This is a genomic window from Actinopolyspora sabaoui (assembly GCF_051225635.1).
Taxonomy (GTDB): domain Bacteria; phylum Actinomycetota; class Actinomycetes; order Mycobacteriales; family Pseudonocardiaceae; genus Actinopolyspora.
Window position 1 is genome coordinate 130,715 of sequence record NZ_JBMIHH010000006.1, and the last position, 13,534, is coordinate 144,248.

Below are 13,534 nucleotides of genomic sequence, written 5' to 3' on the forward strand. Positions count from 1 at the left end.
CCGCTCGCCCGATTCGGGCGAATACCGGTGGCCGGCTCGTACGCGAACAGCGCGCACTCGCCGGGCCACCACAGTTCACGAGCTCGCCCGAACTCACGCTTCGGCCGGACGGATCTTCTCCGGTCGTGTTGTCGACCGGCGGAGATTGTTTTCCGCGAGTGAGGGGCGCCGGGGCGCGCGAACCGCGCCCCCTCGGGCACCCCGCTCGGGATCCGGCTCAGATACGCCGCTCATGGCGTTCGGCCCGTCGGGACGCGAAACACGCCAAGCGACGCCAGAACCGCACGGCGGCGAGCCGGTGCGGCAGCCTGGCACGCTCGGCCTCACCGCGGAACTGTCTACAGCGTAATCGCGTTGTTTCCTCGGGAAACATTTGCTGCTCTCACTCCTGTGAACATATCTGTGTGGTTATTGGTCGGAGCGGTCTCGTGGTGATCACGCGGCACGGCCGCGGACCGCCGAAACCCCCGCACCGGCCGTGTCGGCCGACCGGTGCTTGCGTGGCCGCCCCCTCGGCCGTTTGCGAGCGATCACGGAGCCGTGTTCGACGATCTCGCCGCCCCAGACCCCCCAGGGCTCCGCCCGCGCCAGAGCTCCCGCCAGGCACTCGGACCTGATCGGGCACTCGGCGCACAGCTGCTTGGCGCGTTCGAGTTCGGACGGGTTCTCGGCGAACCACAGGTCCGGATCCCGACGGCACGGAACTCGCTCGTCCGTGTCGGGCGCGGTGTGCAGCAGAGCGGAAACGGCTCCGCCGTGATTGCCGGTCTCGCCCCAGGTTGCCGCAGGGGCACTGCCGGTCGACATGCGTTCTCCTCCTGATGAGATGAATTCTTCTACGCTGTTCGGCGCTATAACTTGATCCAATTTGGACGGAAGAGTCGAGAACGGGGACACATTAAAAAGGCCGCGGACCCGATGCCGGGTCCGCGGCCGAAAGAGCGACAGTCACTCGACGAGTAACTCAGGTACTTCGCTCCGGCACGACCCGACCCGGATAGGTTTTGCTCGGCTCAACATCACGATGCGTGCACAGACGCGCGGGGCCGATATTCGCGGCTCGCTTCGCGAACATCGACATACCGGTGCTCATCAGCGCGATCGCGTGCTGGTCCACCGCCGACAACCAGTCGTTCTTACGCATCGCGCACACCGCCTTCTCGTGACCCCGGCCGGACGAGCATGTCCTCTCCGGCCTGCCGACAGGAAGATTATTCGGGGGGACACACACAGCGCAAGTGGTTTTTCACAGCGTTGTGCCCAGCGGTTGAATCTCCCCGCACCGAGTGATTTCACCGACCGATCGGTGTCCCGATCGGACACCCCCGAAACAACCGGCGCGGAAGCCACCGCACCGCGCTCTCCCGCGCGGGGGTGGGTGGGACGTGAGCTACCCACCCGGTGTCGGAACTGCCACGGCCGGGAACCGACAGGATCGGTCGAGCGGGCGTCCCGGCTGACCGAGGTCGCGGGTCCCGCCCACAGCTACTCCTGGCCGCCGCTGTGACCGCTTTCGTTGACGAGTTCGAGCACATCGGACCCGAACCGCTCCAGTTTGGTCGCGCCCACGCCCGAAATCCTGCTCAGCGCCTCGGAATCGTCCGGTCGCTGCTCGGCTATGGCCAGCAGCGTGGCGTCGCTGAACACCACGTAGGCGGGTACCCGCAGCTGCTGTGCCCGCTCGGTGCGCCAGCTGCGCAGTTTCGTGAGCAGTTCATCGTCCGCGTCCGAGGGGCAACCGGAGCAGCGCCCCAGCTTCACATCGGCGGTCGCGGTCAGCGGTGTCGAGCAGATCCGGCAGTGAACCTCGCGAGTTCGCCGGGAACCGGCCGACTTCTCCCGCCGTTTCGACTTCGAGGCCGGGGCGGAGTCCTCGGCGGGATCGAGCTCACGCAGGAACCGACTGCGGCGGCGTTTGCGACCACCGCCCTCCCCCCGGTAGGTCGACCAGGACAGTCGCACCCGCTGCCGAGCACGTGTGACCCCCACGTAGAACAACCGCCGCTCCTCCTCGACGGCGTCCTCGTCCCCGTCGGCGTACTGGATCGGCAGCGTTTTCTCCACGAGCCCGACGAGGAACACCGTGTCCCATTCCAACCCTTTGGCGGCGTGCAGCGAGGCGAGCGTGACCCCTTCGACCGTGGGGGGATGCTGCGCGGAGGCACGGGTGTCGAGCTCGGCCACGTAGTGCGTCAGATCGGCATGCTCCACCTGCCCCGCGAGTTCGTCGGCGAGTTCGGCCAGCGCGTTCAACGACTGCCACCGCTCCAGCGCGGCACCGCCGGAGGGAGCCCGTTCGGTCAGCCCCACCTCGGCAAGGACCTCACGCACCATCTTGGGAAGCTCCCCCGGCCCGGTGTTCCCCCGGTTCGCCGCGGTGCGCAGCGCGGTGATGGCCTGGCGCACCTCGGTACGCGCGAAGAACCGCTCGCCACCGCGAACCTGGTAGGGAATCCCGGCCTCCGACAGGGTCTGCTCGTACAGTTCCGACTGCGCGTTCACGCGGTACAGCACGACCATCTCGGAGAACGGCACCCCGTTGCCCGCCAGCCGGGCGATCCTGCGGGAGACCGCACGCGCCTCCTCGGCCTCGTCGTCGTGCGCGGCGAACTCCGGGTCGGGACCGTCGGGAAGCTGCCCGACCAGGGTGAGATCGGTCCCCGACGAACCGGTGTCCTCCCCTTCGTCGTCCTCGGCTCCCCTGTCCGGCCTCGCGGCGCCGATGACCCGGTTCGCCAGAGTGACCACCTGCGGTGTGGAACGGTAGTCACGTTCCAGCTTTACCACCTCGGCGTTCGGATAGCGGCGCGGAAACTCGACCAGCCAACGGGGTGAGGCACCTGCGAACGAGTAGATCGTCTGATTGGCATCACCCACCACGGTGAGATCGTCGCGCTGCCCGAGCCAGGCATCGAGCACTCGCTGCTGCAGCGGGGTGACGTCCTGGTACTCGTCCACCACGAAGCTGCGGTACTGCGCGCGGAACTGCTCGGCCACCTCGGTGTTCTCCTCCAGGATGGCCGCGATGTGCAGCAGCAGATCGTCGAAGTCCAGCACCTTCGCCGAGTTCTTGAGCTTCTCGTAGCCCTCGAAGACCTTGGTGAAGTGTTCCGGCGGAACCGGGCACTCGCGTCCTCGCTCGGCGGCGGCCGCCGGATAGTGTTCGGGGGTGAGCAGCGTCGCCTTGGCCCACTCGATCTCGGTGGCCAGATCGCGCACCGAGTCCTGGTCGGTGGCCAGCCGCAGCCTTCCCGCTGCCTGGGTGACCAGCCGGAACTTCTGCTCGGTCAACGGCCACAGTTCGTCACCGATCACTCTCGGCCAGAAGTACCGCAGTTGCCGGAACGCGGCCGCGTGGAAAGTCTGCGCCTGAACTCCGGTGGCGCCGAGACCACGCAACCTGGTACGCATCTCGCCCGCCGCGCGCGCGGTGAAGGTCACGGCCAGCACCTGCTGCGGCACGACCAGGCCGCGCTGCACCAGCCAGGCGATGCGGTGAGTGATCGTACGGGTCTTGCCCGTCCCCGCGCCCGCCAGCACGCAGACCGGACCGCGCGGAGCCGTCACCGCGGCACGCTGTTGCGGATCGAGACCTTCCAGCAGGCGCGGTTGATCGGTCATGCCGAAAATCCTCGCAGAAACACGACGAGTGGCGACCGACACACCCGTCGCGAGCGACGTACGCTCCTTGCCGCCGGCTGAGCGCCCACCCGGGAAGGCAACACGGATTCAGTCGGCAACGTCGGCCCAGCCGCGCAGCATCCGGTGCGCGATGGATATCCCGGGAGGCAGCCACAGACCGTCGACCGGTTCGTCGTGACCCAACGCCGCACGCACGTGCTCCCGCGAGACCCAGTGCGCCTCGGCGATCTCGCCGGGTGCGGGTCGTAACGGCTCGTGGGGATCTGCGACGGCCGAGAACCCCATCATCAGCGATCGCGGGAAGGGCCAGGGCTGGCTGCCCAGGTATCTGATGTCGGAGACCGGCACCCCGACCTCCTCGTGGACCTCGCGGCTCACGCACCCTTCCAGGGACTCACCCATCTCCACGAATCCGGCCAGCACCGAGAACCGCTCGGGGGGCCAGACGACCTGGCGGGCGAGGAGCACGTGATCGGCACCGTCGTGCACCAGACAGATCATGGAGGGATCGGTGCGCGGGTACTCCTCGTGCCCGCATCCGGTGCAGCGTCTGGCCCAGCCGCTGCGGATGCGTTCGGTTCCGGCACCGCACAGCGCGCAGTACCGGGCACGATCGTGCCAGGCGAGCAGCCCCACGGCGGTGGTGAGCAGGGCTGCCTCCACGTCGCCCAACCACTCGCCCGCCGAGCGCAGCCCCTGCCAGTCGGCTCCGGAATCGCGCGGGCGAACCCGTACACCCCAGTAGGCGACTCCCTCGTGGGTGCCCAGCAGCACGGCGTGGTCACCGTAGTCGGAGAACTCCTCCGGGAGGTGCCAGGCGAGTAGCCCACCGGAGGCCAGCGGAACGCGGCCGCGCTGGTCGACGGGCAGTACCCGCCCGCCGGACCAGAGGCTCGCCGCGTATGCCGGATCGTCCCGTTGCTGGTCGGACAGCGTCACGGGCGAGCGGGAAAGCAGCGGTGTGCTGTCGAGCTGGAACGCCTCGGCGGCGGCACGTTCCGGTGCCGAACCGAACTCCGAACAGGTCGTCACGGCAGCGTCACACCACCGAGACCACGCAGCTGGTCCCCGAGCTGTTCCGCGTCTCCCACCACGACCCCGGTGAACGCGGTCGGCACGTACCAGCGCGCGGCCTCGGCCACCTGCTGGTGAGTGACCGCACGCAACCGCTCGGGATGTTCGGACAACCAGTCCTGCCCCAACCCGAGAGCCGCGACGTTCATCAGCATCGAGGCAAGACCCGACTGCGAGGAGGTCGAGGTCAGCAACCCGCCGATGGCGTACTGCCGCGCGGATTCGACCTCGGCCTCGCTCGGCGGGACCAGGGCGAGCTTGCCGAGTTCGTAACGAATCTCCAGCAGCGCCGCGGCGGTGACCTCGCTGGCGGTGTCGGCGTCCACCAGGATCGTGCCGTTGTCCGGGGTGAACTCGAACGTGGAGTGCGCGCCGTAGGTGTAGCCCTTGTCCTCGCGGATGTTTTCCACCAGACGCGAGGAGAAGTAGCCGCCGAAGACCAGGTTGGCGATCTGCAGCGCCGGATAGCGTTCGTCGGTCCTGGGAACGGCCTGGGCGGAGAACCGCAGCTGCGACTGCACCGCTCCCTCCCGGTGCACCAAACGGACGTCGCCGCCCACCACCTCGGGCAGCGCCGGTATCTCACGAGCCGCACCTTCGGACTGCCAGCCGGAAGTCATGCGGCGCACCGTCTCCACCGTCGCCTCGGGATCGATGTCGCCGACCAGCACCAGCGTGGAGCCACGCGGCAGGACCGCGTCCCGGTGCAACTGCCTCACCTGTTCAGGGGTCACCTCGGCCACATCGGCGGCCTGCGGCACCTCCCTGGCGAACGGATGGTCCCCGTAGCGGTGGTACTGCAGCTCCTCGCGGGCGATGGTGCGGGGTTGGGAACGGGCGACCGTGATCCGCTCGACCAGCCGCTCCCGCTCGCCCGAGACCTCGTGCTCCGGGTAGGAAGCCTCGGTCAGCGCGTCGGTGAGCACGTCGAGCAGGGTTTCCATCCCACTGGCGAGCGCGTCCCCGGTGATGCTGAGCCGTTCGGGGTCGACCACGGCCTGCAACGTGCCGCCGACCGCCGCGAGATCGGTGTCCATGCGCACCCGGTCCCGACGCGGGGTTCCGGTGAGCAGGGTCTCGGCGAGCACTTCGGCCCTGGCCGGGTGAGTGGCGTCCTCACCGGCGAAGGGGATACGCAGCCGCAGCTCGACCATCGGCACCGCACCGTGGCGCGCCACGATCACCCGCAGCCCGTTCTCCAGCATGGTGTCCACGGTCTCTGGCTGCCTGCCCGCACGCGGTTCGGCCAACGGCGGCAGCGGCCGCGGCCCCTGCTCGGTGTGTCCGATCCGCTCGGCACTGCGATGGGTCGCGCTGGTCATGCGGCACCTCCGTCGGCCTCGCTGGTGGGTTCGATTTCCAGGACGGCGCGGGCTTCCGGCCGGAGTGCCTTGGCCGCGGAGGCCACCTCCTCGGCGGTGACCGCGCCGACCCGGGCGGGAAGTTCCCCGACGAGTTCCGCGCGCCCGTGCAGCAGTTCGGTGCTGCCGAGGTCCAGAGTGCGCGAAACCAGCCGGTCGTGATCACGATGCAGCCCGGCGGACCACCGCGCGGTCACCCTGGAGAGCTCCTCCGCCGTGGGACCTTCGGTGGCCAACCGCTCCAGCTCGGAGTCGACGGCGTCGACGACGCGGTCGGTGGTCACTTCCGGGCTGTGGATGGCTGTGATGGTGAAGGTGTCCGGGTCACGTGCGTCGAGAGGAGCTCCCATCAACCCCGCGCCCGCGTGCACGTCCACCACCAGCGAGTCGCGGTAGACGAGCCGCTGCTGCAGCCGGGAGGCGTCACCGTCGCTGAGCACGGCGGCGAGCACGACGTTGGCGAGGTACTCGTCCAGCTCGCCGACCGGATCGGGCAGGCGGTAGCCCAGCGCCACCGCGGGCAGCGGGGCGTGCGGATCCTGGTGCCGATCCCGCAGCTCACCCGAGGGGGCCGGCTCCGCGAAGGAGGGACGTTGTGGCACCGAACGTGCGGGCACGTCCCCGAAGTGCTTGTGCACCAGGTCGGTGGCGTGGTCGACGTCGATGTCTCCGGTGATGGTCAGTACCGCGTTCCCGGGGGCGTAGTAGGTGTCGAAGAACGCGGCGCAGTCGTCGACGGTGGCTCGTTCGAGATCGGTGAAGTCACCGTAGCCGTTGTGGGCGTTGGCGAACGTGGAGTAGAGCACCGGCGGCAGCAGGATCCACGGGAACCCGCCGTAGGGACGGTTGAGGACGTTGAGGCGAATCTCCTCCTTGACCACGTCCACCTGGTTGCGGAGGTTCTCCTCGGTGAGCCGGGGAGCCCGCATCCGATCGGCTTCCAGGAACAGCGCGCGCTCCAGCGCGTTGGAGGGCAGCACCTGGAAGTAGTCCGTGTAGTCCTGATGCGTCGAACCGTTGAAGATTCCGCCGGAGCCCTGCACGTGCCGGAAGTGCGCGAGTTTCTCAAGACTCTCGCTGCCCTGGAACATCAGGTGTTCGAACAGGTGCGCGAAGCCGGTTCGGCCTTCCGGCTCGGAACGGAAGCCCACGTCGTAGTGCACGCTGACTCCGACCACCGGGGGCCCACCGGGTGCGGCGGAGCCCGGTTCGGCATCCGGTGCGAGCACCACGCGCAGCCCGTTGGGCAGGGTGACGCGATGCGGTTGCGGTTCGACCATGCCCTCAGCCTACGTGCGCGGGAAGCCCTAGCGGTGAGCACCCTGCTGAACACACTTCGTGTCGGAGATCGAACGAATCGTCCACTCGGCCGCGTGATCTATGGGCGGAATCCACGCGGAGATTCCCCCGGCGGGCGGGCAAGAGAATACGGCAAGAGGACCAGCGAGGCGAAGGTCAGCGGTGGCGGCGATCCGTGGCAGGGGAGGCGGAGAACGGAGCGGGGAGTTCTACCCCGGTTCCCGGGTGCGGGCGGAACGCAGCAGCAGTACGTACCCCGCGCCGGACAGGGCCGCGAGCACCAGCAGCACCCGCCCGAGCCGTCCGCTCGGTCCGGGGCCGCCGGTTCCGGAGTCGGCGTCGACGGGACGCGCGAGCGCCTCGTCTCCCAACGGTTCGGGCACCCGGACCCGTAATCGCGTCCCCTCGGAATGACCGCAGCCGTCGAACGGGACTCGGCTCATACTCCCGTCCGCCGTGAGCTCCACGAGGTCGTGTGCCCCATGTTCCGCGCAGGAGGCCGATCGGACCACCGTAGCGGTGGTGCGGCGCGTGCGGACCGTGGTGTCACCGCCGAACGCGTCGGTCAACGGCCACCACGCGATCGCCACCGCACCGATCCCGACCGATAACAGCACCACCAGGATCAGCACCACCGATGTAGAACCACGCCCTCGCGCCACGACGCGATCCTCGCAGAGGAACCACGCTCCCCGACTCGCAACTCGGTAACGGCGCCGCGCGGGGCGGGAGGTGCCCCCGTGGCTCCGCTCCCGTTCAGGGATCCAGCGGTCCTTCGTCAGGGATCCAGCAGGCGCGCTCGCACGCCGGGAAGTTCCTCGAAGCGGGCCTTGGCGTCGGTGGTGACCAGGATGCGATCCGCCGCCACGGCACAGGCCGCGATGACGAGATCGTGCGCTCCGCGCGGTTGCCCGGCCCGACGGACGTGCGCGAGCAGTTCGGCATGGGCACGAGCCACCGGGACGGTGTAGTCGACCGTGGGGGTGACGGCCAGCAGTTCGTCGAGGAACGTCGTCTCGGCGGCGCGACGAGCCGGATCGCCCCCGAGCGCCACTCCCGCGAGGTATTCGGCCACGGCCACGGTGGGTACCACCACATCGTCGTCCCCCGCCAGCACGGCCAGATCCAACCGACCCTGTTGGCCCGTGATGAGCACACCGGTGTCGAGAATCAGTCGTGCCATGGATCGCTGTCCAACTCCGCGTCGACACCGGCGCGTGCCGACGCGACCCGCTCGGCGAGGTCGGTATCGCCGTGAGCGTGTCCCTGCCATCGGGCCAGTACGTCCCGCACCGCTGCCCCGTTGGAGCGTGGCGCCGGGGTCATCGTCGCGACGCGATGCCCACTCCGAGTGACGAACACGCTTTCGCCCTGCTCGACGGCATCCAATAACGCACTGAAATTTCTACTCGCTTCGCTGGCTGTCACTTCCCGCATGTTATCAGATTATCTGATCGGATGGTTGCACACCATCCTCTACCAGCGGATAAACGACTCACCGAGGGAAAGCGGCGCCGCACTGGATCGACGCGGGCTCCGCGCGGCGGGATCACCGCTCGCTGGGGAACCACCCCGTCCGCGGGTGAATCCGACGTAGTCGATTCGGCAGCAGGACACCGAACGGCACCGATCGGGAGTTAGGCTCGTCGGAAATACAGCAGCGGACCGAGACACCGAGCGCGAACCGGTCCAAAGCCGACAGTGACGGAGCAGGTCGACCACGCTTCCATGACGCCACCACAACGCCCACAGTCGCCGCACGACCCCGATGTGCCGGTGAACCACTACGGAATCGACCGGCGCCGCTCGGATTCGCGTTCCGCCTACGGCGCTGGTGACGGAGTCGGTGCTGTCGCCGTCCTGGTTGCGGTCCTGAGTGGTGTGGTGGTGCTGCTCCTCTCTTCGTCCGGGCTGCTTCCGAGCTTCGGAACGGGCGTCGTCGAGCACGAGAACGAGCGGCACGGCGACGGCGGGTTCGGGACCGGCTCGGTCACCTCCTCCCCGGTCACCATCGCGGAACCGACGACCGACGGCTATCCGGCTCCCGAGCACGCACTGGAGGAATCCGGCCGGCCGCACGGCACCACGAAAAGCGGAGAGTCCGAACGCGACACATCGGGAAAGAGCCCGCGTCCGGTCACCTCGCTCGGTGCACATCCCTTCAACATCCCGGGCAACGGCGCGATCGACACCGAGTGCGATCTGCCCGACTTCGATACGGACACGGCCGCACAGCGGGCTTTCCTTCGCTCGCTGACGCCGTGCCTGATGGCAATGTGGACCCCGGCACTGCGCGAGGCGAACCTCCCGGTGGAGACTCCGGACGTGGTCGTGACCCGCGGCGACGTGCACAGTCCCTGCGGCGACCGGAGTTGGCGGCGGACCGCCATGTACTGCGGCGGTAACCACACGATCTACTGGACCGCCAGGCACTACTACCGGATAGAGGGACGCGAAACCGCCGGCCCCTATCTGGGGCAGTTCGCGCACGAGTTCGGCCACTCGCTCCAGGGGATGACCGGGATCAGCGAGGCGTACGGCACAGCGGTGGAGGAAGCTGGCGGCACCGAGACCGCCGAGGGGCTCGAACTGTCGCGCAGGAACGAGCTACAGGCCACCTGTTACGGCGGGCAGGCGCTCGCGGCGTTGCAGCACGGCGGCGTGGACAACGACCACATCATGTCCGCCCTGCGCGACGCGAGCAATCGAGGAGACCAGGCGGGTGAGGTCCGCAACCACGGCAGCACCGCACACAACAGGCTCTGGGCACACCGGGGATTCCGCACGAACCGGATAACCGAGTGCAACACGTGGTCGGCAGCGGATTCCGAAGTGTCCTGAGCCGACAACCGGCTCCCCACATTCCCGGCCCTCCTCATTCGAGAGCGGCGTCGGCTTGCTCCTGCTCCTCGATCAGAATGTTCGTGCAGTCCCAGCACGTCGGCGTCTGGAACCAGTCGAGCTCACTGGGCTCGGCCATGGCGCACTGCACGCCGCAGACCGAGATGTCCGAAGCTCTGCCCTCCCAACGCTTACCACGAAACGCGTGCCGGACCAGGCGCGTGCAGCCACGACTGCTCACGGGCAGCCAGTAGTGGTGTGTGTCCATCCGGATCAGCGCTTCCAACTGGGCTGTGCGGTGGGCAGCTTCGGGTCGCCCTCCGGTTTCACCCAATAGATCCCGGGGCGTTCCGTCGAGTACTCGCTCACCGTTCCACCTCCCGACACGTTCCACCACGGCGTACACGGAACGAACCTGGTGATGTCTCCTTGTTCCACATATCACCATGAGTATCGGCAGATCGACGAAACGTGACTAGACCACGACAGTGGGCATCTTGTTAGCCGTCCGATTGAGCCGTCGTTCCGCACCGGGACGGGGCCCCGAACACCTGTCACTCGACCGGAATGTCAACCGACCGGCCGGTCATTCGCGCGAGCGAGCTCCGTCCCGACGAAGCGAAGCGCTCGGCACGGCTCGCGCGGAGATTGGGAGAGCTTCAGGCAGTGGCGACCTTCTTGACGTAGAGCAACCGGTCGCCCTCCTCGATCGCGTCGGCCTCCGGAGCGTCCACCCGGTAGAGCTGCCCCTCGCGGACCAACCCGAGCACGATGTCGGAGAGATGGCGCGGCGAGCCTCCCACTTCGGTGCGTTCCACCTCGCGCTCCGCGATGGCCAGCCCGAGGTCCGGACTGAGCAGGTCCTCGAACATCTCCACGACCGAGGGCGTGGAAGTCGCTATCCCCAGCAACCTGCCCGAGGTCTCACTGGAGATGACCACGGAGTCGGCACCGGACTGCCGCAGCAGGTGAACGTTCTCCGCCTCGCGCACCGCGGCCACGATCTGCGCCTTGGGAGCCAGTTCCCTGGCGGTGAGCGTCACCAGCACCGCCGTGTCGTCCCGCGGTGGGGCCACCACCACGGCACGCGCCCGCGGGATACCGGCCACCCGCAGCACGTCCGATCTGGTTCCGGAGCCGTTGACGGTCACCAGGCCCAGCGAGGACGCGGCCTCCAGCGCGGTGGGCTCGGTGTCCACCACGACGATGTTGCCCGCTTCGGCACCTTCTCCCAGCAGGGCCGTGACCGCGGACCTGCCCTTGGTGCCATAACCGATCACGACAACGTGGTCGCGCACCCTGGACCTCCAGTGTTGAATCTTGAACGCTTGGCGGGAACGTTCGGTGAGCACTTCCAGTGTGGTTCCGACCAGCACGATCAGGAACAGCACCCGCAACGGCGTGATGACCAGCACGTTGACCAGGCGTGCCGAAGGGCTCACCGGGGCGATGTCCCCGTAGCCGGTGGTGGAGAGCGAGACCGTCGCGTAGTACAACGCGTCCAACAGGCTCAGCGGGGTCCCGTCGGTGTCGCTGTAACCACCCCGGTCGAGGTAGACCAGCAGCACGGTGACGGCGAGCGCCAGACTGGCGCCGATCACCCTGCGTACGATCGATTTGACCGGACCGACCGCGGTGGCGGGCATCCGGACCACCCCGACCAGCGCGTGGTCCGGACGGTCCGTCAGGCGGTCGGTCAGCGCCGCCTCGGAGCGACGTCCTGGTAGCGAACGACGTCCGAGTCGCGCGGTTCGGCCCATGTGCTTGTCCACGGGCGGAAACGGTAACGCCCCGACGGGGAAGGGGATACTCGCGCTCCCTCCTGGGAGCGTTTTCGCCGGTGTCGCATCCGGCCTCCCCGGAAGGAACACACCCTCTCGTGGATCTCGCGGGCTTGATCGATATCGACACGTTCCGCCGTTGACTCGTACGCGGTCCGCGCATTATTTTTCGAACAGCGTTCGGGATTCCGAACACTATTTCCCGGGTGAAACACGGGAAACCCGAACCGAAAATGCCCCGATCGGCACGGCGTTCTCGGACAGCGCACCGCACGACAACAACACCCGTCGAACCGGCTCAGGTGAGGGAAATTTCGCGCATGCCAGGAAATTCGTTTCGCACCGGAATTCGAGCGACGTCCACGTACACCGCTCTGGTGTTGTCGCTGCTGCTCGGTGGAGCGTCACTCGCTCCGCTCGGCACCGACGTGGCCGAGGGAGCTACGGCACCCGGGCCGCCGGGCCACGTGCCATCCGGACACGGGGACAAGCCGGCGCCTCCCACGCCGGAACGGAAACCGAGAAAGGGCTACCTGTTCACCTACTTCACCGGTTCGGGAACCGCCGACGGCGAGCAGGTGCATTTCGCCGTCAGCCGGGGCAACGACGCACTGCGCTGGGACGAGCTCAACAACGGTGAACCCGTGCTGACTTCCACCAAGGGCGAGAACGGGGTCCGGGATCCGTTCATAATTCGCTCTCCCGAGGGTGACAAGTTCTACCTCATCGCCACCGACCTGAGGATGCACGGCGACGGGAACTGGGACGAGGCGCAGCGGCACGGCAGCAAGCACATCGAGGTCTGGGAATCGACCGACCTGATCCACTGGTCCGAACAGCGTCACGTGCGGGTGGCACCCGACAACGCGGGCAACACCTGGGCTCCGGAGGCCTACTACGACGAGTCGATCGACGCCTACGTGGTGTTCTGGGCGTCCAAGCTGTACGACGCTGACGACCCGAACCACACCGGCGACAGCTACAACCGCATGATGTACGCGACCACCCGCGACTTCCACACCTTCAGCGAACCGAGGGTGTGGCAGGACCCCGGCCACTCGGTGATCGATTCCACCGTCGTCTCGCGGGACGGCACCTACTACCGGTTCACCAAGGACGAGCGAACCAACTCCGACTCGGCTCCGTGCGGCAAGTACATCACCGCGGCGAAGTCACCGAATCTGCGCAGCACCGACTACGAACTCGTCGCGGACTGCATCGGCAAGCCGTCGGGTTCCGAGCCGGGGATCAGCCGCGGCGAGGGACCGACCGTGTTCGAGTCCAACACCGAGGACAAGTGGTACATGTTCATCGACGAGTTCGGTGGTCGCGGCTACGTTCCGTTCGAAACCACCGACCTGGACTCCGGCGAGTGGTCCCTCTCCGAGAACTACGACCTGCCGGACAGCCCGCGCCACGGCACCGTGCTTCCGATCACCGCCGACGAGTTGCGACGGTTGCGCGCGGAGTACGGAAATCGGTAGCACCCGTTGACCCGGTTCCGTGGAGCCGTCGTACGCGCGAACCTCCCATCGG

12 protein-coding genes and 1 pseudogene are annotated in these 13,534 nt (G+C 67.8%); 2 read left to right on the plus strand and 11 right to left on the minus strand.

Annotation, left to right across the window (positions count from 1 at the left end; genetic code table 11):
- Positions 1-435: 435 nt before the first annotated feature.
- The 9 genes from ACOQFL_RS13010 to ACOQFL_RS13050 all read right to left on the minus strand — a co-directional run bounded on the left by ACOQFL_RS13010 (position 436) and on the right by ACOQFL_RS13050 (position 8,804).
- Positions 436-807, minus strand: coding sequence for a WhiB family transcriptional regulator (locus ACOQFL_RS13010; RefSeq protein WP_435544399.1), 372 nt, complete (start codon positions 805-807; stop codon positions 436-438).
- A 157-nt stretch (positions 808-964) separates the two neighbouring features.
- On the minus strand, positions 965-1,144 hold the full coding sequence (locus ACOQFL_RS13015) for a hypothetical protein (RefSeq protein WP_435544400.1): 180 nt from the start codon (positions 1,142-1,144) through the stop codon (positions 965-967).
- 341 nt (positions 1,145-1,485) lie between these two features.
- A complete protein-coding gene (locus ACOQFL_RS13020; RefSeq protein WP_435544401.1) occupies positions 1,486-3,621 on the minus strand; it encodes an ATP-dependent DNA helicase UvrD2 in 2,136 nt (711 codons plus the stop codon).
- Positions 3,622-3,729: 108 nt separating this feature from the next.
- Complete coding sequence (nudC, locus tag ACOQFL_RS13025) at positions 3,730-4,674, minus strand: NAD(+) diphosphatase (protein WP_435544402.1); 945 nt, start codon at positions 4,672-4,674, stop codon at positions 3,730-3,732.
- The gene (locus tag ACOQFL_RS13030) at positions 4,671-6,038 is read right to left on the minus strand and encodes a M16 family metallopeptidase (protein ID WP_435544403.1); all 1,368 of its coding nucleotides are present in this window, start codon (positions 6,036-6,038) and stop codon (positions 4,671-4,673) included. Before ACOQFL_RS13030 ends, nudC begins: the two co-directional genes overlap by 4 nt.
- Positions 6,035-7,357, minus strand: coding sequence for a M16 family metallopeptidase (locus ACOQFL_RS13035; protein WP_435544404.1), 1,323 nt, complete (start codon positions 7,355-7,357; stop codon positions 6,035-6,037). Before ACOQFL_RS13035 ends, ACOQFL_RS13030 begins: the two co-directional genes overlap by 4 nt.
- Before the next feature lie 228 nt (positions 7,358-7,585).
- Positions 7,586-8,038 carry a hypothetical protein gene (locus ACOQFL_RS13040; protein WP_435544405.1) on the minus strand — a complete coding sequence of 151 codons (453 nt, stop codon included), beginning with the start codon at positions 8,036-8,038 and terminating at the stop codon, positions 7,586-7,588.
- Between the two features lie 116 nt (positions 8,039-8,154).
- Complete coding sequence (locus ACOQFL_RS13045) at positions 8,155-8,559, minus strand: PIN domain-containing protein (protein ID WP_435544406.1); 405 nt, start codon at positions 8,557-8,559, stop codon at positions 8,155-8,157.
- On the minus strand, positions 8,547-8,804 hold the full coding sequence (locus ACOQFL_RS13050; protein ID WP_435544407.1) for a type II toxin-antitoxin system Phd/YefM family antitoxin: 258 nt from the start codon (positions 8,802-8,804) through the stop codon (positions 8,547-8,549). The genes ACOQFL_RS13045 and ACOQFL_RS13050 overlap by 13 nt, the downstream gene beginning before the upstream one ends.
- Positions 8,805-9,077: 273 nt before the next feature.
- Here ACOQFL_RS13050 and ACOQFL_RS13055 point away from each other — a divergent pair, with 273 nt between their 5' ends.
- A complete protein-coding gene (locus tag ACOQFL_RS13055) occupies positions 9,078-10,217 on the plus strand; it encodes a neutral zinc metallopeptidase (protein ID WP_435544408.1) in 1,140 nt (379 codons plus the stop codon).
- A 34-nt stretch (positions 10,218-10,251) separates the two neighbouring features.
- On the opposite strand, the gene ACOQFL_RS13060 is transcribed toward ACOQFL_RS13055, so the two are convergent.
- Both ACOQFL_RS13060 and ACOQFL_RS13065 read right to left on the minus strand, forming a co-directional pair.
- Positions 10,252-10,485, minus strand: coding sequence for a hypothetical protein (locus tag ACOQFL_RS13060; protein ID WP_435544409.1), 234 nt, complete (start codon positions 10,483-10,485; stop codon positions 10,252-10,254).
- A gap of 391 nt (positions 10,486-10,876) precedes the next feature.
- Positions 10,877-11,863 carry a potassium channel family protein gene (locus ACOQFL_RS13065; RefSeq protein ID WP_435544687.1) on the minus strand — a complete coding sequence of 329 codons (987 nt, stop codon included), beginning with the start codon at positions 11,861-11,863 and terminating at the stop codon, positions 10,877-10,879.
- A 602-nt stretch (positions 11,864-12,465) separates the two neighbouring features.
- Between ACOQFL_RS13065 and ACOQFL_RS13070 the strand changes: the two are divergent.
- Positions 12,466-13,470 (plus strand): annotated as a pseudogene (locus tag ACOQFL_RS13070) (glycoside hydrolase family 43 protein); the annotation flags it as partial.
- Between the last annotated feature and the right edge of the window lie 64 nt (positions 13,471-13,534).